General features: G+C 74.2%; 22 protein-coding genes. 9 read left to right on the forward strand and 13 right to left on the reverse strand.

What is annotated here, in order from left to right; all coding sequences use genetic code 11:
• Nucleotides 1–80: 80 nt before the first annotated feature.
• On the reverse strand, nt 81–1,499 hold the full coding sequence (locus ACFCZN_RS01165; RefSeq protein WP_430555551.1) for an FAD-dependent oxidoreductase: 1,419 nt from the start codon (nt 1,497–1,499) through the stop codon (nt 81–83).
• Between the two features lie 85 nt (nt 1,500–1,584).
• Here ACFCZN_RS01165 and ACFCZN_RS01170 point away from each other — a divergent pair, with 85 nt between their 5' ends.
• Complete coding sequence (locus ACFCZN_RS01170; RefSeq protein WP_430555552.1) at nt 1,585–1,965, forward strand: ArsR/SmtB family transcription factor; 381 nt, start codon at nt 1,585–1,587, stop codon at nt 1,963–1,965.
• On the opposite strand, the gene ACFCZN_RS01175 is transcribed toward ACFCZN_RS01170, so the two are convergent.
• Complete coding sequence (locus tag ACFCZN_RS01175) at nt 1,934–3,196, reverse strand: MFS transporter (RefSeq protein ID WP_429762915.1); 1,263 nt, start codon at nt 3,194–3,196, stop codon at nt 1,934–1,936. The two genes, ACFCZN_RS01170 and ACFCZN_RS01175, sit on opposite strands and share 32 nt — an antisense overlap.
• An 86-nt stretch (nt 3,197–3,282) precedes the next feature.
• Nucleotides 3,283–4,158: a LysR substrate-binding domain-containing protein gene (locus tag ACFCZN_RS01180; protein ID WP_430555553.1), complete on the reverse strand. Its 876-nt coding sequence runs from the start codon at nt 4,156–4,158 to the stop codon at nt 3,283–3,285.
• A gap of 95 nt (nt 4,159–4,253) precedes the next feature.
• Here ACFCZN_RS01180 and ACFCZN_RS01185 point away from each other — a divergent pair, with 95 nt between their 5' ends.
• The 4 genes from ACFCZN_RS01185 (at nt 4,254) to ACFCZN_RS01200 (ending at nt 7,558) form a co-directional block, all read left to right on the forward strand.
• The gene (locus tag ACFCZN_RS01185) at nt 4,254–5,501 is read left to right on the forward strand and encodes an MFS transporter (RefSeq protein ID WP_430555554.1); all 1,248 of its coding nucleotides are present in this window, start codon (nt 4,254–4,256) and stop codon (nt 5,499–5,501) included.
• A 2-nt stretch (nt 5,502–5,503) separates the two neighbouring features.
• Nucleotides 5,504–6,277 (forward strand): alpha/beta fold hydrolase, encoded by a 774-nt coding sequence (locus tag ACFCZN_RS01190; protein ID WP_430555555.1) that lies wholly within the window; start codon nt 5,504–5,506, stop codon nt 6,275–6,277.
• 124 nt (nt 6,278–6,401) lie between these two features.
• Complete coding sequence (locus ACFCZN_RS01195) at nt 6,402–6,986, forward strand: hypothetical protein (RefSeq protein ID WP_430555556.1); 585 nt, start codon at nt 6,402–6,404, stop codon at nt 6,984–6,986.
• Nucleotides 6,987–7,141: 155 nt separating this feature from the next.
• Nucleotides 7,142–7,558, forward strand: a complete 417-nt coding sequence (locus tag ACFCZN_RS01200) for a VOC family protein (RefSeq protein WP_429762910.1) — start codon at nt 7,142–7,144, stop codon at nt 7,556–7,558.
• Nucleotides 7,559–7,597: 39 nt separating this feature from the next.
• Here ACFCZN_RS01200 and glmS read toward each other — a convergent pair whose 3' ends face one another.
• The 4 genes from glmS to ACFCZN_RS01220 form a co-directional block, all read right to left on the reverse strand.
• Nucleotides 7,598–9,436 carry a glutamine--fructose-6-phosphate transaminase (isomerizing) gene (glmS, locus tag ACFCZN_RS01205; RefSeq protein ID WP_429762909.1) on the reverse strand — a complete coding sequence of 613 codons (1,839 nt, stop codon included), beginning with the start codon at nt 9,434–9,436 and terminating at the stop codon, nt 7,598–7,600.
• A gap of 28 nt (nt 9,437–9,464) precedes the next feature.
• On the reverse strand, nt 9,465–9,725 hold the full coding sequence (locus tag ACFCZN_RS01210) for a hypothetical protein (RefSeq protein ID WP_429762908.1): 261 nt from the start codon (nt 9,723–9,725) through the stop codon (nt 9,465–9,467).
• An 89-nt stretch (nt 9,726–9,814) separates the two neighbouring features.
• Nucleotides 9,815–10,060, reverse strand: a complete 246-nt coding sequence (locus ACFCZN_RS01215; RefSeq protein WP_429762907.1) for a DUF2180 family protein — start codon at nt 10,058–10,060, stop codon at nt 9,815–9,817.
• A 171-nt stretch (nt 10,061–10,231) separates the two neighbouring features.
• A complete protein-coding gene (locus tag ACFCZN_RS01220) occupies nt 10,232–10,708 on the reverse strand; it encodes a MarR family winged helix-turn-helix transcriptional regulator (RefSeq protein ID WP_430555557.1) in 477 nt (158 codons plus the stop codon).
• Between the two features lie 85 nt (nt 10,709–10,793).
• On the opposite strand from ACFCZN_RS01220, the gene ACFCZN_RS01225 reads away from it, so the two are divergent.
• A complete protein-coding gene (locus ACFCZN_RS01225) occupies nt 10,794–12,278 on the forward strand; it encodes an MFS transporter (RefSeq protein WP_430555558.1) in 1,485 nt (494 codons plus the stop codon).
• 106 nt (nt 12,279–12,384) lie between these two features.
• Here ACFCZN_RS01225 and ACFCZN_RS01230 read toward each other — a convergent pair whose 3' ends face one another.
• The gene (locus tag ACFCZN_RS01230) at nt 12,385–12,738 is read right to left on the reverse strand and encodes a nuclear transport factor 2 family protein (protein ID WP_429762904.1); all 354 of its coding nucleotides are present in this window, start codon (nt 12,736–12,738) and stop codon (nt 12,385–12,387) included.
• A gap of 115 nt (nt 12,739–12,853) precedes the next feature.
• Between ACFCZN_RS01230 and ACFCZN_RS01235 the strand changes: the two genes are divergently transcribed.
• Nucleotides 12,854–13,639, forward strand: a complete 786-nt coding sequence (locus ACFCZN_RS01235; protein WP_429762903.1) for a helix-turn-helix domain-containing protein — start codon at nt 12,854–12,856, stop codon at nt 13,637–13,639.
• Between the two features lie 33 nt (nt 13,640–13,672).
• Here ACFCZN_RS01235 and ACFCZN_RS01240 read toward each other — a convergent pair whose 3' ends face one another.
• The gene (locus ACFCZN_RS01240; protein ID WP_430555559.1) at nt 13,673–14,728 is read right to left on the reverse strand and encodes a YdcF family protein; all 1,056 of its coding nucleotides are present in this window, start codon (nt 14,726–14,728) and stop codon (nt 13,673–13,675) included.
• Nucleotides 14,729–14,799: 71 nt separating this feature from the next.
• Between ACFCZN_RS01240 and ACFCZN_RS01245 the strand changes: the two genes are divergently transcribed.
• Entirely contained in the window at nt 14,800–15,231 is a 432-nt protein-coding gene (locus ACFCZN_RS01245; protein WP_430555560.1) for a VOC family protein, read from the forward strand.
• Here the strand turns inward: ACFCZN_RS01245 and ACFCZN_RS01250 are convergent.
• From ACFCZN_RS01250 to ACFCZN_RS01260, 3 genes are read right to left on the reverse strand one after another with little or no spacing between them, the layout of a single operon-like run.
• Nucleotides 15,185–16,402, reverse strand: coding sequence for an MFS transporter (locus tag ACFCZN_RS01250; protein ID WP_430555561.1), 1,218 nt, complete (start codon nt 16,400–16,402; stop codon nt 15,185–15,187). The genes ACFCZN_RS01245 and ACFCZN_RS01250 overlap by 47 nt on opposite strands.
• Nucleotides 16,395–16,964: a TetR/AcrR family transcriptional regulator gene (locus tag ACFCZN_RS01255; protein ID WP_429762900.1), complete on the reverse strand. Its 570-nt coding sequence runs from the start codon at nt 16,962–16,964 to the stop codon at nt 16,395–16,397. The genes ACFCZN_RS01250 and ACFCZN_RS01255 overlap by 8 nt, the downstream gene beginning before the upstream one ends.
• Nucleotides 16,957–17,559: a sugar O-acetyltransferase gene (locus ACFCZN_RS01260; protein WP_430555562.1), complete on the reverse strand. Its 603-nt coding sequence runs from the start codon at nt 17,557–17,559 to the stop codon at nt 16,957–16,959. The genes ACFCZN_RS01255 and ACFCZN_RS01260 overlap by 8 nt, the downstream gene beginning before the upstream one ends.
• A gap of 77 nt (nt 17,560–17,636) precedes the next feature.
• Between ACFCZN_RS01260 and ACFCZN_RS01265 the strand changes: the two genes are divergently transcribed.
• Complete coding sequence (locus tag ACFCZN_RS01265) at nt 17,637–18,485, forward strand: alpha/beta hydrolase (protein ID WP_430555563.1); 849 nt, start codon at nt 17,637–17,639, stop codon at nt 18,483–18,485.
• On the opposite strand, the gene ACFCZN_RS01270 is transcribed toward ACFCZN_RS01265, so the two are convergent.
• Complete coding sequence (locus ACFCZN_RS01270) at nt 18,409–19,656, reverse strand: low temperature requirement protein A (protein ID WP_430555564.1); 1,248 nt, start codon at nt 19,654–19,656, stop codon at nt 18,409–18,411. The two genes, ACFCZN_RS01265 and ACFCZN_RS01270, sit on opposite strands and share 77 nt — an antisense overlap.
• Between the last annotated feature and the right edge of the window lie 34 nt (nt 19,657–19,690).

The following is a 19,690-nucleotide window of genomic DNA, read 5'->3' on the forward strand; positions in this document are numbered from 1 at the left end:
GCAAGGGATCCGTACCGCCAAGAGCACGTTTGGCGATACGGATCCCTTGCTCGAAGGGGGCGGTGGCGACAGGTGTCTGGTCAGGCGTTGTCGTCGTCGCCGGAGCGGCCGTGGGCGACGCCGGTGGCGAAGCCGACCCCGTCCGGCGCGCCGACGCCGAGCGTGACGAGCTGCGGCTCGGCCGGCGCGGTTCCGCAGCAGGACCCGGCCGACGACTCGCCGTCGGCGGCCAGGGCCAGGTCGCTGGAGCACACGCCGGTGGCGGGCAGGTCCAGCTCGACGGCGTCGGCGGCCGCACGGTCCCCCGCCAGCGCGGCGGCGACCGAGCGCACCTGCTCGTACCCGGTGGCCAGCAGGAACGTCGGCGCTCGGCCGTACGACTTCATGCCGACGAGGTAGAAGCCGTCGTCCGGGTGGCGCAGCACCTGCTCGCCGTGCGGCGGCACCGTGCCGCAGGAGTGCTGGTTCGGGTCGATGAGCGGCGCGAGCGCGCTCGGCGCCTCGACGACGGGGTCGAGGTCGAGGCGCACCTCGCGCAGCATGTCGAGGTCGGGGCGGAACCCGGTCGCGTTGACGATCGCGTGCACGTCCAGGGTCAGCGGCTCGTGCTCGGCGGTGCCGAGCACCCGCACCGACCCGGCGCTCGGGACGAGCTGCTCGATCGAGACGCGGGTCAGCAGGCGCAGGCGGCCGGCGTCGACGGCCTCGCGCAGCCGGGTGCCGAGCAGCCCCCGCGCGGGGAGCTCGTCGTCGGTGCCGCCGCCGAACAGGCGGCGCGCGGAGCCGCCGCGGATCGCCCACGTGACCGTGGTACCCGGTGTCGACTCCGACAGCTCCACCAGGCTCAGCAGGGTGTTCGCGGCGGAGTGGCCCATGCCGACCACCAGGGTGTGCCGGCCGGCGAACCGGCCCCGGTCCGCTCCGAGGACGTCGGGCAGCGGCCCGGTGACGAACGGCGCGGCCTCGGCCTCTCCGGCCGCGGGCAGGCCGCTGACGCCGAGCGGGTTCGACGTCGAGAACGTGCCGGAGGCGTCGACGACGGCGCGTGCGAGGACGTCGGCGACGCGGCCCGTGGCGTCCACGGTCCGCACCCGGTAGCCGGCGCGCTCACGACCGAGCGAGCGCGTCTTGTCCGCCCCGTCCCGGGCGACCGCGAGCACGCGGGTGCCGGTGCGCAGCCGGGACGCGATCTCGGGCGTCGCGGCGAGCGGCGCCAGGTAGCCCTCGACGAGCTCGCCGCCGGTCGGCAGGGCGTCGGCGTCGGGCGACGTCCACCCGGCCGGCTCGAGCAGGCGGCGGGCCGCGGCGTCGACGTCGTACCGCCATGGCGAGAAGAGTCGCACGTGCCCCCACGACGCGACGGCCGCGCCGACGCTCTCGCCGGCCTCCAGCACCAGGGGCTCCAGGCCGCGCTCCAGCAGGTGCGCCGCGGCCGCGAGGCCCACCGGGCCCGCGCCGATCACGACCACCGGCAGCTCGGCCCGCACCGTCTCGACCATCTCGCACTCCCTCGTATCGATGAACTTCGATGACTGAACGGGGAACAACGTATCCACATTCTTCGATGCGTGGCAAGATGGACGCATGACGACGATCGACCTGCCGCTCGCGCCCGTGGCCACCGACGGCGGCTGCTGCGGCACGGCCGCTCCCCCGGTGGACGTCACCGAGGCGCGCGCCCTCGCCCGCACGTTCAAGGCGCTCGCCGACCCGACGCGCGTGCAGCTCCTGTCGATCGTCACCGCGCACGAGGGCCACGAGGCGTGCGTCTGCGACCTCACCGAGCCGGTCGGCCTGGCGCAGCCGACCGTCAGCCACCACCTCAAGATCCTCGTCGAGGCGGGTCTGCTCGAGCGCGAGCAGCGCGGGCGCTGGGCGTACTACCGCGCCGTGCCGGGCGCCGTCGCCGGCCTCGCCGGCTCCCTCTCCTCGCTCACGCCGTCGCCCGCGACGGCCTCCGCGTGAGGAACAGCACCGGGATCAGCAGCAGCGACAGGACCCCGCCGCCGAGGGCCAGGGTGGCGTAGCCCGACCCGGCCATCACGACGCCGGACATCGCGCCCCCGCCTGCGCCGGCGAGCGCGATGAGCACGTCGACCGTGCCCTGGGTGCGTGCGCGGGTGGCGGGCGTCGTCGCGTCGACGATGAGCGCCGTGCCCGCGATGAGGCCGAAGTTCCACCCGAGCCCGAGCAGCGCGAGCGACAGCACGAGCAGGACCATCGAGTCGCCCGGCGCGACGGCGCCGGTGATCCCCGCGAGCAGCAGCGTCACCCCCGACGCGACCGCCATCGGCACCCGTCCGACCTTGTCGACCAGGACGCCGGTCACCAGGGACGGCAGGAACATCGCCGCCACGTGGATGCCGATGACGAGGCCGACGTCGCCCAGGTCGTGGCCGTGGCCACGCATGTGCACGGGCGTCATCGTCATGATCGCGACCATCGCGATCTGCGTCAGCACCATCACCGTCGCGCCGACGACGACGCCCGCAGGCACGGTGCGCCGTGCGCCGTCCGGAGCGCCGCCCGTCCCCGCCGGCGCGCCGTCGTCCGCGCCGTCCGCGGCGCCGGCCAGCTCCTTCGCGACGAGGAAGGGGTCGGGCCGCAGGAAGGCGAACAGCGTGCCGCCGGCGGCGAGGAAGGCGACGGCCGCGAGCAGGAACGGGCCCGCGAGCGCGGGCAGCCCGAACGACGTCGCGAGGACGCCGAGCGGCTCCACGAGGTTCGGCCCCGCCACGGCCCCGAGCGTGGTGGACACCATCGCGACGCTGGCCGCCGTCGCGCGGCGGTCCGGGGCGGCGAGGTCGGTACCCGCGTACCGGGCCTGCAGGTTCGTGGACGTGCCCGCGCCGTAGACGAACAGCGACACGAGCAGCAGCGGGACGACGCCGAGGGCCGCGGCCACCACCACACCGATCGCGCCCAGGCCGCCAGCGGCGAAGCCCAGCCCCAGGCCCACCCGGCGGCCCGCCCGCTGCGTGACCCGCCCGACGAGGAACGCCGCGAGCGCCGAGCCCAGCGTGAACAGCATGGTCGGCACGCCGGCGAGGCGGTCCGTGCCGAGCATCTCCTGCGCGAGGAGCGCCCCGACCGTGACGCCCGCGGCCAGCCCCGCGCCGCCGAGCACCTGGCTCGCGACGACGACGGTCAGCGTGCGGCGCTGCAGCGTGCGCAAGTCGTCGGGCGAGGGCAGCACCGGGTACCTCCAGGGTCGGCGGACGGGCCATCGGCAGGGTAGCCGCCCACCCACGCCGACCATGCGGTGGCGCACCTTCTGGGGGCTCAGGACGGACGCGGCTCCACGGTCGGCGACGGTCGGACGACGGTGACGGCGTCCGGTGGGCGCGCGACGTCGGCCCACGCGATGCCGAGCCGCCGGGTGGTGCGCGGCTCCAGCGGCACGTAGACGGGATCGGCGGCGTCGGGCCGCTCGGGCCGGGGCAGCACGGCCACGCCCATCCCCGCGGCGACGAGGCCGCGGATGGTGTCGACCTCGCTGGACTCGAACGCGACCTCCACCTCGACGCCGGCCGTACCGAGCATGCCCTCGACGACGCCGCGCAGCTCGGTGGTGCGCGAGAAGGCGACGAACCGCTCCCCCGCCAGGTCGTCCACGCCCACGCCCGTGCGCCCGGCCAGCCGGTGCCCCGGCGGGACGGCGACGCACAGCACCTGCTCGTGCAGCAGCCGCCAGCCCGTGGTGCGGGTGGGCGGCGGGGGCGTGACGAGCGCGAGGTCGAGCACGTCGTCGTCGAGCCAGCCGAACAGGTCCTGCGCGAAGCCCTGGCGCAGCTCGAAGCGACGGTCCGGGTCGTCACGACGCAGCTCGGTCACGACGCGCGGCACCAGCCACCGCGCCACGGACTGCAGGAAGCCGAGCCGCACGGTACGCGCGCCGAGCACCTCCTGGCGCACGTGCCGGCGCGCCACCTCGATCTCGTCGAGCACACGGGCGGCGTCGCCGCGAAAGCTCACGCCGGCACGGTTGAGCGCGATGCGGCGACCGTGCCGGCGGAACAGCTCGACGCCGAGCCCCGCCTCGAGGCGGGCGAGCGTGCGGGAGACCGTCGACTGGTCCACGCGCAGCAGCGCCGCCGTGTCGCGGGTGCTCTCCGTCTCGCACAGCGACAGGAACACCCGCAGGGTCTGCTCGTCCATCTCGCCCCTTCCTCGGCCCGACAGATGCAATTCTGGCATCACGACCGGCGTCCGGATCATTTGGCGCATCGAAGCGCCGGGCGCATCGTGGTCCGGTGACCACCGCTCCGCCCGCGCCCGCCTCGACGCGCGACACCACCGCGCCCGCGGGCCACCGCCCCGGGTCGCGGGCGTACCGCCGCACGCTGCTGGGGCTCGCCGCGGGCGGGCTCGCGAACTTCTCGCTGCTCTACTACGTGCAGCCGCTGCTGCCCCAGGTCGCGGCGCACTACGACGTCTCGGCGGGCGCGTCCGCGCAGGTGCTGTCGGTGACGACGGCGGCGATGGCGGTCGCGCTGCTGGCCGTCGGCCCGGTCGCCGACCGGTTCGGGCGGGTCGAGGTGATGCGCTGGTCGCTGCTCGCCTCGGGCGTGCTGGGGCTCGCGAGCGCCTTCGCCCCCACCTGGGGCAGCCTGCTGGTGCTGCGCGGGCTGGCCGGGGTGGCGCTGGCCGGCCTGCCCGCCGTCGCGCTCGCGTACCTGCGCGAGGAGATGCACCCGGGCGCGCACGCCCGCGCCAATGCGGCCTACATCGCGGGCACCGCGGTGGGCGGCGCGGTCGGGCGGCTCGTGCCCGGCCCGCTCGCCGCCCTCGGCGGGTGGCCGCTGGCCACCGAGGTGCTGAGCGTCACGACGCTCCTCGCCGCCGTCGCCCTGTGGGCGCTGGTACCCCGCTCGGCACGGTTCACGCCGCGGCCGCTGCGGCTCGGCAGCGTGCTGACCGGGACGGCGTCGGCCTTCCGCGACCCGGTCGTGGCGCTGCTGTGCGCCGTCGGCTTCGCGAGCATGGGCACGTTCGTCGGCGTGTACAACGCGGTCGCGTTCCGGCTCGAGGCGCCACCGTTCTCCCTCGGGCACGCGGTGACGCTCGTGTACCTGGCGTACCCGGTCGGCATCGTCACGCCGTCCGTCGCGCAGCTCCTGGCCCGACGGCGCGGGCGCGGCCCGGCCGTCGTCGCGGGCCTGGTGCTGCTCGCCGCCGGGGTCGCGGTGACCGTGCCGCCCTCCGCCGTGGCCGTCGTCGCCGGGCTCGGCCTCCTCACCGTCGGCTTCTTCTGCGCCCACTCCCTGGTCAGCGGCTGGGCCGTGGACCGCGCGCACCGGCAGGGGCGCGGCACCGCGCAGGCGTCGAGCGCCTACCTCTTCGCGTACTACGTGGGCAGCGCCGTGATGGGCGCGGTCGCGACGCACGTCTGGGAGGACGCCGGCTGGGCGGGCGTGGTCGTGACGGCGACCACCACCACCGCCGTCGCCCTCACCGCCGCCGCGGTCGCCGCGCGCCTCGACCGCCGCCCTACGCTGTGACGGTGCCGCACGCGATCGCCGACGACTCCGCCGAGATCGCCTACCAGGTGCGGGGCGACGGGCCGCCGCTCGTGCTGCTGGCCGGGCAGGCGAACTCCCACCGCTGGTGGGACCCGGTGCGCGACGGGCTCGGCGCCGGGCGCCGCACGATCACCCTGGACTGGCGCGGCACCGGAGCGTCCGGCCCCACGGACCGCGAGTTCACCACGCGGCGCCTCGCGGGCGACGTCGCCGCCGTCCTCGACGACCTGCGCGTCGAGCGCGCCGACGTCTACGGCACGTCGATGGGCGGGCGCGTCGCCCAGTGGTTCGCCGTCGACCATCCGCACCGGCTCGGGCGGCTCGTGCTGGGCTGCACGACGCCGGGCGGCGCGCACGCCGTCGAGCGCTCGCTCGAGGTGCGCCGCGCCATGGTGCAGCCCGACCGCCGCGCCGCCCGGCGCGCCCTGCTTGACCTCATGTACACGCCGGCGTGGCTGGCCGCGCACCCCGGCCCGACGACGGTCGAGGGCGACCCGTCGATGACGCCGCCGGCGCGGCGCGACCACCTGCGCGCCAGCGACGGCCACGACGCGTGGGACGCCCTGCCGCGGGTGCTGGCGCCCACCCTCGTGCTGCACGGGGCGGACGACGTGCTCGCCCCCGCGGTGAACGCTGACCTGCTCCGGCGGCGGATCCCCGGCGCGCACGTCGAGGTGCTGCCCGGCCTGCGGCACGCGTACTTCCACGAGGGGGAGGCCGTCGCGACGCCGCTGGTGCGCGAGTTCCTCGGGTGATCCCTCCGGCGAACCCCTGAGCCGGCCCTGAGCCTGGCGTCCTCCCCGGGTCGTACGCGCCGACCGCGAGGTTCCGCTCCGAGGCCGACGACGCCGCCGCCTGCGCGTTCGTAGCGTCGAGGGCATGACGCAGCACGAGAACCACCACGACCACCGCAGCACCCACCGCGCCGACGTCTCGACCGTCACCACGTCGCCCGTGCGCCGCCACCGCGGCGTCGGCGTGCTGGCGCTCGCCTCCGTCGTCGCCGTCACGACGACGGCGTGCGGCGCCATCTCGGAGGCGCTGCAGGACCGGAGCTCCGGCCACACCAAGGCGTTCACGTACGACAGCGGCGCGGACGGCAAGGCCGACGAGGGGCTGCCCTCCTGGGTGCCCGACGACGCCTCCGACGTCCGCGGCGTCTTCCGCACCACCGGCGACGAGATGATCCTCACGATGGACGCCGAGGTGACGTCCCTGCCGACCGACTGCACGTCCGTCGACGCCGACCACCCGCTCGTCGCGAAGCCCGCGCGCGGGACCCTCACCGCCGACGACTACCGGACCGGCTCGACGCTCGAGGCGGGCTGGTGGACCGCCGGCCAGGAGCAGGACGCCTCGCTCCAGTGCGGCCGCTGGTGGGTGGGCGCGAAGGACGGGGCCCTGTTCGCGTTCACCCCGGAGCTCAAGGCCGTGCAGATCGAGGACCAGCCCGACCCGGCGTGACCGGGACGACGCCACGGGCCGGCCGAAGTTCACCCGCCCCCGGTCGTCCGGGCAGCGGCGTGGACGGGACGACGGACGGATCCTGGAGAGGTCCGGCACCCTCGTGGCGGCTCCCCACGCCCGGGGACCGGCGGTCACAAGGGAGTGGAACGGCGATGGTCACGACTCGACGCGGGTTCTCCAGCTTCTCGGTGGACGACCTCGACGCGGCACGCAGCTTCTACGCGGACACCCTCGGGCTCCGCGTCACGACCCTGGACGAAGGCATGGGCCTGGTGCTCCACCTCGACACGAGCTCCCCGGTGTTCGTGTATCCCAAGGAGGACCACACCCCGGCGGCGTTCACCGTCTTCCACCTGGCCGTGGACGACGTCGACCCGGTGGTGGACGACCTCGTCGCGAAGGGCGTGAGCCTGGAGCGCTACGAGGGCTTCGACCAGGACGAGAAGGGCGTCGCCCGAGGCTTCATGGAGGGCGGCGACGGCGCCTGGTTCACCGACCCGGCGGGCAACGTCATCGGCCTGATGGACGGCGAGGGGGTGCGGCAGCTCCTCGACGAGGTCGGCGGATGACCTCCACGGCGAGCCACCGCACCAACCCCGCCGTCGTCGTCACTCGACGGTGACGGACTTCGCGAGGTTGCGCGGCCGGTCCACGTCCTCGCCGAGGGCGACGGCCGCGTGGTAGCCGAGCAGCTGGGTGGGGATCGTCAGCAGGATCGGGTCGAGCTCCACCTCGTTGCGCGGCACCTCGATGCGCGCCGTCGCGGCGTCGCCGAGCTCGACGCCCGGGTGCGTGATCGCGACGACGGCGCCGCCGCGGGCGCGGATCTCCTGCGCGGCGGTGATGTTGCGCTCGAGCAGGTCGTCGGCGGGCATGATCGCGACCGTCGGCAGCTCCGGGCTGATGAGCGCGAGCGGCCCGTGCTTGAGCTCGCTCGTCGGGTACGCCTCGGCGTGCCGGTAGGTGATCTCCTTGAACTTCTGCGCGCCCTCGCGCGCCACCGGGTAGCCCCGCACGCGGCCGATGAAGAACAGGCTCGGCGCCTCGGAGAGCTCCTTCGCCGCGGCGGACAGGTCCTCCTCGTCGCCCAGGATCTGCGCGATCTGCCCGGGGATCGCCCGCAGGCCGGCGATGATGCGCTTGCCGTCCGCGAACGACAGGTCGCGCACGCGCCCCAGCGCCAGCGCGAGCAGCGCGAACCCGACGCCCATGTGCGTGAGCGCCTTGGTCGACGCGACCGCCACCTCGGGCCCGGCGTGCAGGTAGATGCCGCCGTCCACCTCGCGGGCGATGGAGGACCCGACGGCGTTGACGAGCCCGACGACGGTGCCGCCCTTGCGCTGCACCTCGCGGACGGCGAAGAGGGTGTCGGCGGTCTCGCCGGACTGGCTGACCACGACGTACAGGGTGCTGGGCTCGATGATCGGGTTGCGGTAGCGGAACTCGCTCGCGGGCTCGGCGTCGGCCGGGATGCGCGCCAGGTCCTCGATCATGGACGCCCCGAGCTGGCCCACGTAGTACGCGGAGCCGCAGCCGAGGATCTTCACGCGGGCGAACCGGCGCATCTCGCGCGGGTCCAGGTTGAGGCCGTCGAGCTTGGCGGTGCCGAACCGGTCGTCGAGGCGGCCGGACAGCATCCGCTCCACCGTCTCCGGCTGCTCGTGGATCTCCTTGTGCATGAAGTGGGCGTGGCCGCCCAGCTCCAGCTCCTCGACGGTGAGGTCGATCGTGACGGCGTCGCGCGCCGTGTGCTCCTCGTCGTTGGTGAAGGTGCGGAACCCGTCGGCCGTCACGGAGGCGAAGTCGCCGTCGTCGAGCAGCACGACCTGGCTGGTGTGGCGCACGATCGCCGCGGCGTCCGAGGCCACGAACATCTCACCGTCGCCGACGCCGAGCAGCAGCGGCGAGCCGTTGCGCGCGACGACGACACGGTCCGGGTTCTGCACGTCGGCCACCGCGAGGGCGTAGGTGCCGTCGATCTGCGCGACGGCGGCGCGCACGGCGTCCTCGAAGCCCAGCCCGGCCGCGAGCTCGCGCGCCACGAGGTGCGCGATGACCTCGGTGTCCGTGTCGGAGGTGAGCTCGACGCCGTCGGCGGTGAGGCGCGAGCGCAGCGCGTGGAAGTTGTCGATGATGCCGTTGTGCACCACGTGCACGCGGCCGTCGAACGAGGTGTGCGGGTGGGCGTTGCGCTCGCTCGGCTCGCCGTGCGTCGCCCAGCGGGTGTGGCCGATGCCGACGGTGCCGGCGAGGCGCGCGGGCAGGGCGGCCTCGAGGTCGCGCACGCGACCCTTGGCGCGCACGACGCGCGACGGGTGCGCGCTGGAGCGCGGGTTGAGCACGGCGATGCCGGCCGAGTCGTAGCCGCGGTACTCCAGCCGCGTGAGGCCCTCGACGAGGACGGGTGCTGCCTGCTGGGGGCCGACGTAGCCGACGATTCCACACATGGGTCTGGGTGCTCCTAGCCGTAGGTGTTCAGCCGTAGATGGTGCGACGGACCTGGCGCTCGCTGAGCTCCGGCGCCGCGACCAGGCGGTCGCGGAGCTCGGCGGCGATCTGCGCGTAGATCTCCTCGTTGCGGCGCCCATAGGTGCGCAGCGACGCGTGCCGACGCCGGACGTACTCCTCCACCGGTTCGCGGTACCAGGCGAGGACGTCCTCGACGACGCGTTCCGCCTCGGCCGGGGAGAGCCCCGTGGAGGTCGCGATGCGGGCGACAAGATCGACGTCGGTCACCGGGACATCATGCGCCCCGCCGCCCCGACATGCCAGATCCTGCCCGAAATCGGGCAGGATCTGATCCGAGGGCCACGGACGTCACGGCGTCAACTCGCCGGCACCGTGCCCTCCATGGCCTCCTGCGGCGTGACCGACCCCGGCGGCGCGCAGGTCACGTCGTACAGCCTCCGCCCCGGCAGCCGGTAGTCGGCCGGGTTGCCGGGCGAGTGCTCGTGCACGACGGCGGCCCCGACCCGGACGTGCTCCACGCAGGCCGCGGCACCGCACGTGGAGCAGCTCGCCACCGCCACCGTCTCCCGACGGTCGCGCATGGCGCACTCGTAGCAGTTCATCGCACTCCTCCTTCCCCACGGGTCACGGCCTGCCCTGCGGGCGCCGGTCGAGGAGGGTCGGCGGGCGTCAGCGCCGGGCCGTCGGCGGCCCCGCGGTGATCCAATCGATGCCTCCACGGTAGGACGGCGCCCGCCCGCTCGCGGTGACCTGGGTCACACCCGGGTCGCGCGTCACGCCTCCCGGACGGCGTCCCCGTAAGCGTCCGCGAACCGCTCCAGCTGGTCGAGGAAGGCGCCCACGTCGGCGCCGAGCACGGCGAGCCCGTCGGCGTACGCGCCGAGCGCCCGGCCGGTCGCCTCCTCGAACCGGGCGAGACCCTCCTCGGTCGGCTCGAGGAGGCGGGCCGACCGGCCGGGCGCGGTGAACCGCCGCAGCAGCCCGGCCGCGAGCGCCCCGTTGACCTGACGGTTGACCGTGGACTGCTCGAGCCGCAGCGCCTCGGCGATCTCCCGCAGCGTGCGGGGCCGGCCGTCGGAGAGCAGCCACAGGAGGCGACCGTCGGCGGTGCCGAGCGGGCTGCGGTGCTCCGCGAGGCGGCGGTGGAGGTCGAGCCGGAAGAGCAGGCCCGCGACCCGGCGGTCGTCGGTCAGCCCGGCAGGGTCGGACGACGAGGGCGACGGCGCGGACGACGGTGTCACGGTCGGCATCGGGATCCCTTCGGAGGGTTGACGCTGGTCGATATGCAGGTAGCATACACACAGTATTATGTAAGTTACACATTTGAGGTGTGCCGTGAGCTCTTCCCCGTCCCCCGCCCCCGACGCGCCGCCGCGCACCGATCGGCGGGCCGTCGCCGTCGTCGTGGTCGTCTGCTTCAGCAGCCTCTGCGCCGCGCTCATGCAGTCGCTCGTCATCCCGATCCAGAGCGAGCTGCCCGAGCTGCTGTCGACGTCGGCCAGCACGGCGTCGTGGGTGGTCACGGCCACGCTCCTCGGCGGCGGCGTCGCGATGCCGGTGACCGGCCGGCTCGCCGACCTCTACGGCAAGAAGCCGGTGCTCGTCGTCTCGGCCGCCGTGCTGGTGGTCGGCTCGCTGGTCTGCGCCGTCTCCGACTCCGTGGGCCCCGTGCTGGTCGGCCGGGTGCTGCAGGGCGTCGCGATGGGGTACATCCCCGTCGCGATCAGCATGGTCCGCGAGATCGCGCCGCCGCACCTGCGCAACACCGCCGTCGCGGGCGTCAGTGCCACGCTCGGCGTCGGCGGCGCGCTCGGCCTGCCCCTGGCCGCGTGGATCGCCCAGGACTTCGACTGGCACATGCTGTTCTGGGTCTCCGTCGTCCTCGCCGTCGTCATGACGGCCCTCACCGCGACGGTCGTGCCGCACGTGCGCGACGCCCACCCCGGCCGCCTCGACGTGGTCGGCGCGATCGGGCTGGCGATCGGCCTCGTGGGCGTCCTCGTCGGCGTCTCCAAGGGGAACGACTGGGGCTGGGGCGCCGCGAGCACCCTCGGCATGGTCGTGGGCGGCGTCGCCGTCCTGCTGCTGTGGGGCTGGTACGAGCTGCGCCACGACGACCCGCTGGTCGACCTGCGCACCACCGCCCGCCGTCCCGTGCTGCTGACCAACCTCGCCGCCGTCCTCATCGGGTTCGGCATGATGGCGCAGTCCATCGTCGTGCCGCAGCTCCTCGAGATGCCGGAGGCCACCGGCTACGGCCTGGGTCAGACGATCCTCGAGGCGGGCCTGTGGATGGCCCCGGCGGGCCTCATGATGATGCTCTTCACGCCGGTCTCGTCCCGGCTGCTCACCCGGCTCGGCGGCCGCAGCACCATGGCGATCGGCGCGGGCGTGCTCGCGCTCGGCTACGTCGTCGCCGTCTTCCTCATGGACGCGCCGTGGCAGCTCATGCTCGCCTCGTGCGTGGCGTCCGCGGGTGTCGGGATCGGGTACGCCGCGATGCCCACGCTCATCCTCACCAACGTGCCGGCCGCCGAGTCGGCCGCGAGCGTGGGGCTGAACAGCCTCATGCGCTCCATCGGCACCACCGTGGCGGGCGCCGTCATGGCGATCGTGCTCACGAGCCGGACCACGGTGCTGGCGCCGGGCACGCCACCCATCCCCACCGGCGGCGCGTTCCAGCTCTGCTTCGTCATCGGCGCCGTCGCGGCGGCCGTCGGCGCGGCGATCGTGCTGTGCATCCCGCGGCAGCGCAGCGGGCAGGAGGAGGGTCGGTACCTGGCCGCCGTCCCCGACGACGAGCCCGCCCTGGTGGGCTGAGCCGCGAGGGCGCCACGCACGCCCCGGCCGTGCCACCCGACCGAGGTGTCCGGTCCTCGACCTCGCGCCGGGGACCGGACCTTGTCGGCATCGGTCGGGCGAGGGGTCAGGCGGGAACCTTGTCGAGGAAGCCGCGGACGTCGCGGATGCGCCGGTCCGCGTCGACCACGAGCACGTCGAAGCCGATCACGACCGGCTCTTCGCCCGCCGGTCCGAGGCCCCACCGGAAGCGGACCTGCTGATGGTGAGCATCGATGTCGCCCACGGGGGTGAACACGAACCCGGGGAACTGAGCCTGGACGGCCTGGATGGTCGTCTCGACCGCTTCGCGGCCCTGCGCCTCGGCGAGCGGGTCGACGTAGGCGCAGTCCTCGGCCCAGTGGCTGGTGAGGAGCTCGGCGCGGGCCGACGTGTCGGTGGCGTTCCAGGTGTCGAGGTAGCGGGTCACGATCTCGTTCATGGCGTCTTCCCTTCTCGAATGACGTTGCACCCGAAGGTTCGCCGCTCGTCGGACGTCCGGTCGATGACCTCTGAGGTCATGGTGCCCTTCGACGGGTGCTGCCTACGCTCCTCTCATGACCTCGACGGTGATGGCTCCCTCGGTCGGCAACGAGCTGCGCCGCTGGCGTGAGCTGCGATCCTTGAGCCAGCTCGCGCTCGCCAACCAGGCGCAGGTGAGCACCCGGCACGTGAGCTTCATCGAGAACGGAAGATCCCGGCCGACCCCGGAGATGATCGTCCGGCTGGCCGAGGTGATGCGGGTACCCATGGGCGAGCAGAACCGCCTTCTGCTCGCGGGGGGCTTTGCTCCCCGTTACCCGCACCGTGCGACCGACGACGAGGCGCTCGCGCCGGTGATGGCCGGGTTGCGGTCCTTGCTGGACGCCCACGCGCCGTACCCGGCGTTGCTCCTCGACGACCGTTGGGACGTGGTCGATGCCAATCGACCCGTCGATGCGCTGGTCGCCGGCTGTGACCCGAGGCTGCTCGAGCCCCCGCTGAACGTGATCCGACTCTGCCTGCATCCGCAGGGGCTCGCTCCACGCATCCGCAACCTGCCCACCTGGCGCGAGCACCTGCTTCACCAGCTCGAGCAGCGCATCGCCCGCACCGGCGGCGACCACGACCTGGTCGCGCTCCGAGAAGACGTCATCGGCTACCCCTGCGACGACGGCGAGCCCCCCACCCGACCGTCGGGCGACCCGGTCGTCCCGCTGGAGATCGAGGCCGGTGGGGAGGTGCTCCGGATGTTCAGCGTGGCCAGCCAGATCGAGGGCGCCTCCGACGTCACCCTCCACGGTCTCCACCTTGAGACCTTCCTGCCTGCCGACGACCGCACCCGGCAGCTCCTGAACCCCTGACGCCCGCCGCACCACCCCTCGGGGAGACGGGCCCTAGGCCCCGGCGACCGCCACGACGGTCACCAGGACCACCACGACGGCGATGCCCGCCGCCGCCACGACGTGCACCGCGGGGCGGCGGCGCAGCACCGCGACGAACTCGCGCAGGTAGGCGCTGGGGAAGAAGTAGCCCGCCGTCGGCGCCCCCACCGCGTGCACGTCGAGGCCGAGGTCCATCGCCTCCATGGCCGCCCGCGGCGCGTGATAGTTGTTCGTCGCGACGAGGTACGGTCCGTCGGTGCCGTGCTCCCGCAGCACGGCGACGCCCAGGGTGAGGTTCTCGCGGGTGGTCCGCGCCCGGTCCTCCACGAGCACGCGGTCGGCGGGCACACCGTGGTCGACGAGCCACTCCCCCATCGCGACGCCCTCCGGCCGGTCCTCGTCCGCGCCCTGCCCGCCGGAGGGGACGATCGGCACCGGGACGCCGTCGGACCCCAGCCGGTCCGCGGCGTCCCGACCGGCCGTGAGGCGGGCCGCGAGCAGCGGCGGCACCCGGCCGCCCACCACCTTGGAGCCCAGCACGATGACGCCGCGGGCGGGCACACGGGCCGCGTACCGGCGGTACAGCAGCGTCTGGGTCACGAACCCCAGGAACACGAACCCGAGCCACGCCGTACCCATCGCCAGCCCCACGACCAGCCCGATGGTCCAGGGCACCCGCAGCAGGAACGGCGCGGCGGCGACGAACGGCGCGGCCAGCATGGCCACCCCGACCAGCAGCGACAGGAGGTTGCCGAGGCTGCGGCGCTCGCGGCGCACCATCGTCAGCCCGTTGGCCACCAGGAAGACGGGCAGCACCAGAAGCCCCAGGCCGAGGACGCCGAACAGGAGGAGGCTGAGCCATCCCATGGCCGTGGTGCCGCCGGGCACCAGCGCGACGAGCTGCCCCAGCAGCCCCACGCCCGTGTAGACGACGGCGAGGGCGAGGAACCCGTTGCGCAGGCGGCGCCGGTCCACCCGCAGCGAGTGCACCAGCCAGGCGACCCACAGGCCGCAGATCACCGCCGAGACGAACACGGACCAGACGGTGGCGTTGACCTCGGCACTCACGTCCGCAGGATAGGGCGGACCGGCCGCGATAAAGCCTGGGTGCGCGTGGCGCGTCGTGGTCGGATGCGGGGATGACCTCACGCATCTCGCACACGACGTTCGACTGCCGCGACGCCTACGCCCAGTCCGAGTGGTGGAAGCAGGTGCTCGGCTACGTCGACGTGCCGGGCGACCCCAACCTGCCCGGCCACGAGGAGTGCATGATCGTGCCGCCCGCCGGCCACGACGCGCCCGCCGAGAGCCACGGGCACCTGCTGTTCATCGAGGTGCCGGAGCCCAAGACGGTGAAGAACCGCGGCCACCTCGACCTGCGTCCCACCGACCGCACGCAGGCCGAGGAGGTGGAGCGCCTGCTCGCCCTCGGCGCCACGCAGGTGGCGGACCGTCGCAGCCCCGAGGGCCAGGGCGGCTGGGTGGTGCTCGCCGACCCGGAGGGCAACGAGTTCTGCATCCTGCTCAGCGAGCCCGAGCGGGCCGCGGTGCTGGCGGCCCGGGAGGCGTGACCCGGGGGCGCGGCGCGGCGGCGCGGGCGGCGAAGGCCGCCGCGACGAGCAGCACGACGACGGCGAGCATCGCGAGCCGCAGCCCCAGGTGCTCGCCGAGGAAGCCGAGCAGCGGCGGGCCCACGAGGAACGCGAGGTAGCCGCTGGTGGCGACGGCGCTGACGCGCTCGGCGCCGCGCTCCGGGTCGTCGCCCGCCGCGGAGATCGCGACCGGGAACCCGAGCGAGGCCCCGAGGCCCCACAGCGCCACCGCGACGCCCGCCACCACCGGGCTCGGCGCGAACACCACGGCGAGGATGCCGGCGATCGCGCACACGGCGCTCACGGACAGCACCGCGGCGCGGCCGAACCGCTCGACCACCGGCCCGCCCGCGAACCGGCCCACCGTCATCGCCGCGGCGAAGCCGGCATAGACCAGCGACCCGTGCGTGGCCGACATCCCGTGGCCGTCGACCATGAGCAGGGGCAGCCAGTCGTTGGCGGCACCCTCCGCGAACGCCATCGCGAGCACGACGACGCCGATGAGCACCAGGCGCCCGTCGCGCCACACGCTGGGGCGGCGCTCGCGTGGGGCGCTCTCCCCCGCCTCCCGGACCTCCTCGCGCCCCGTGCCCGCCGGGATGCCCGGCATCGCCCAGGCCACGAGCGCGGCCATGACCGCCGCCATCGCGAGCAGGTGCCACACCACGGGGAAGTCCAGCGCCGTGAGCGCGATGCCCACGAGGGCGCCGACCACGGTGCCGAGGCTGAAGCTGCCGTGCAGGGCGGGCAGCACCGGCCGCCCGGACTCGACCTCGAGGGCCGCGCCCTCGATGTTGAGGCCGATCTCGCCGAGCCCGCCGCCCAGGCCCACGAGCAGCAGGCCGGCGAACGCCCCCGCCGCGAGGCCCGCGGCGGCGGCCAGGCCGATGACCACGACGCCGGCCACCACCAGCAGGGAGCCGACGAGGATCACCGGGCGGGCGCCCCGGCGGCGCACGACGGGCCCCGCCGACAGCACGCCCGTCATCGAGCCGACGGACAGCCCGAAGAGGACCAGCCCCATCCCCGCCGTGGAGGCGCCGAGCGCGTCCCGGACGTCGGGCGTGCGCGTGATCCAGGACGACATGCCGAGCCCGACGAGCAGCGTCAGCGAGAACAGCGACAGGCGGCGGCGGTTCGGGTCAGGCACGGGTGATCCTCTCGACGGCGTCGGCCACCAGGCCGGCGTCGTGCGGCCCCCCGTCGCCCCGCTCGTCTGGACGGTCGAGGGCGCGGTGCAGGACGAGGCCCTCGACGAGTGCATCGAGCAGGCGGGCCGTCGTCGGGTCGAAGTGTCGTTCGAGCGCACGGCGCGACCGCGCCATCCATGCGTTCGTGATGTCGCGGAACGACGGCTCGCGCGCCGCGAGCGTGTACAGCTCGTGGGTGAGCACGAGGTCGCGGCGGGTGGTGGACAGGTCGGTGACGAGGCCGACCACCGCCGCCCGCGCCTCGTCGGGGCTGGTGGCGCCCGCGAGTCGTCGCTCGAACTCGTCGCTCCCCGCGTGCGCGAACCGGGTGAACGCCTCGCGCAACAGCTCGTCCATGCCGGTGAAGTGGTAGGTCATGGAGCCGAGCGGCACGTCCGCCGCCTGGGCGACCCGGCGGTGCGACGTCCCGCTTACGCCCGCGGCGACGACGACGTCGAGGCAGGCGTCGATGATCCGGTCGCGCCGCCCAGGGTCGGTCCGGCGAGCGCGGCGCTCAGCCACGCGGGGCGTCCTCCTCGATGCTGCGGACCACGCGCGCAGGGTTGCCCACCGCGACCACGTTCGCCGGGACGTCACGCGTGACGACGGAGCCCGCTCCGATCACCGAGTTGTCGCCGATGGTGACGCCCGGGCAGACGATGACACCACCACCGAGCCACACGTTGTCGCCCAGCGTGATGGGCTTCGCGGCCTCCAGCTTGTCGCGGCGCGGCGTGGGCTCGACGGGGTGCGTCGGGGTCAGGAGCTGCACGTTGGGGTCGATCTGGCAGTCCTCGCCGATGACGATCGGCGCCACGTCCAGCGCGGTGAGGTGGTAGTTGACGAACGTGCGCGCGCCGACGTGGAGGTTCTCCCCGTAGTCCACGAACAGCGGCGGCCGGACCACCGCCCCCTCCCCCAGTGTGCCGAGCAGGTCGGCGAGGATCGACCCGGCGGCCGCCGGGTCGCCCGGCGCGGTCCGGGCGTACTCGTCCTGGAGCCGGGCGGCGCGCTGGGCGCGTCGTTCGATCTCCGGGTCGTCCGCGATGTACAGGTCACCGGCGATCATGCGCTCGTGGTTCGTGCGCGAGTCACCGGCGAAGTGGTCGGTCGTCATGCGTACGATCGTACACAGTGCTCCCGGCCCGCCCGACACCGGTGGCCGCCGACCGGGAAGTCGCTATCGTCCCTTTCGTGAATCCGACTCTCGTGCTGGTCCACGGCGCCTTCGCCAACTCCTTCTCGTTCGCGCCGCTGCAGGCGGAGCTCGCCCTGCGGGGCCTCCGCTCGCTCGCCGTCGACCTCCCCGGCCACGGGTTCGCGGCCACGTTCCCGGTGGAGTACCAGGCGCCGCAGGATCTCGCCGGGCTCGCGTCAGCACCCGGGGCGATCAAGGGCGTGACCCTCGCGGACAACGCCGCGCACGTGATCGACGTCCTCGAGCGGGCGCGCGAGCACGGGCCCGTGGTCCTGGTCGGCCACAGCCGTGGCGGCGTCACCGTGACCGCGGTCGCGAACGCCCGCCCCGACCTCGTCGACCGGCTCGTGTACGTGTCGGCGTGGGCACCGGTGGACCTCGACGTGGGCGACTACTACGCCGAGCCGGAGATGGCGTCCTTCGACCCGGCGGCGGTCGCCGGCGCCGCGGCGGCGAACCCCGCCGACGTCGGCCTGCTGCGCTGCAACTTCCGCACCGCCGACCCGGACGTGCTCGGCGGCCTCAAGGCCGCATTCCTCGCCGACGGCACCGACGACGAGTTCCGCACCTTCCTCAACAGCTTCCAGCCTGACGAGAACCTCGACGTCGGCACCTCGGACGACCGGGCGCAGGCTGCCACGTGGGGCAGCCTGCCGCGCACCTTCGTGCGGCTCACCCACGACGCGAGCATGCCGCTCGCCATGCAGGACCGGATGATCCGCGAGGGCGACGCGCTGACCCCCGACAACCCGTACGACGTGCGCGACCTCAGCTCGAGCCACCTGGGATGGCTGGTGCACCCGGCCCCTGCCGCCGACCTGCTCGCGGAGGTCGCGTCGCACTGAGCGGCGGGTGCAGCACCAGCACCACGACGATCACCACCATGATCAGGGCGGTGAGGGTGACGGGCACCGGGATCACCGGGTCGCACAGCACCAGCAGCGCGCCCACCGGGACCACCGTGTTGACGACACGGTCGGCGTTGTCGCGGATGGCGAGCCACCAGACGCCCAGCACGAACACGGCGATGGGGATCGTGACCGTGAACGACGCCCCGACGTCGGACAGCGCGGTGTGCCCGGTGAGCGCGTCGATCTCCACCTCGATGCCGGCGGAGAACGCGCCCGCGGCGGCGAAGACGAAGTAGTGCACGTAGCCGTAGCGCAGCGACCGCGACAGGCGGGCGTCCTCCCCCAGCGCGCGGTGGTGCGGGGGCCAGAAGTAGATCCACCACAGCGCGGCCGTCACGACGACGGTCAGCACGGCGATCGAGATCAGGGACCCGAGGTCCTGCTCGTCGTGCAGCGCCTCGATGATCGCGTTGGACGACGCGAGCAGGCTCTCGCCGAGCAGGATCAGGGTGAACAGGCCGTACCGCTCCGTGATGTGGTGCGGGTGCCAAGGAGTGCGACCGCGGCGCTCGGCGACCACCGGGACGGCCAGCTCGGCCGCGGCGAGCACGACCCACGCCGCGCCCTGCCAGCCCGGGGGCAGCGCGAGGAAGGCCAGCCAGCAGACCTGGACGACGGCGATGCCCGCGGCATAGGCGCGCGTCGCAGCGCGGGTGGGTCCGTCCGTGCCGGACGCGCGCAGCCACTGCGCGATCATCGCCACGCGCATGAGGACGTACCCGGCGACGACGACGGTGAAGTCGCCGTCGACGAACACGCTCTCGATCCCCGCGGCGAGCACGAGCACGCCCGACATCTGCACGATCGTCAGCACGCGGTAGAGCCAGTCGTCGGTGTCGAACGACGTGGCGAACCAGGTGAAGTTCATCCACGCCCACCAGATCGCGAAGAACACCATCCCGTACGACAGCAGCCCGCTCCCGACGTGCCCCTCCGTGAGGGCGTGGTGCAGCTGGACGGACGCGACGCTCACCGCGACCACGAAGACCAGGTCGAAGAACAGCTCCAGCGGGCTCGCGGTGCGGCCCGGCTCGTGCGGGTCGCGGGCGGCCATGCGTACCAGGCGGGACCGCGGCGGCGTCTCGGGCGTGCTCACGCGAGCCATCGTGCACCCGTCGTGCCCGACGGGCCACGGGTCG

This window comes from Isoptericola sp. NPDC056134, assembly GCF_042264825.1.
Classification (GTDB): domain Bacteria; phylum Actinomycetota; class Actinomycetes; order Actinomycetales; family Cellulomonadaceae; genus Isoptericola; species Isoptericola nanjingensis.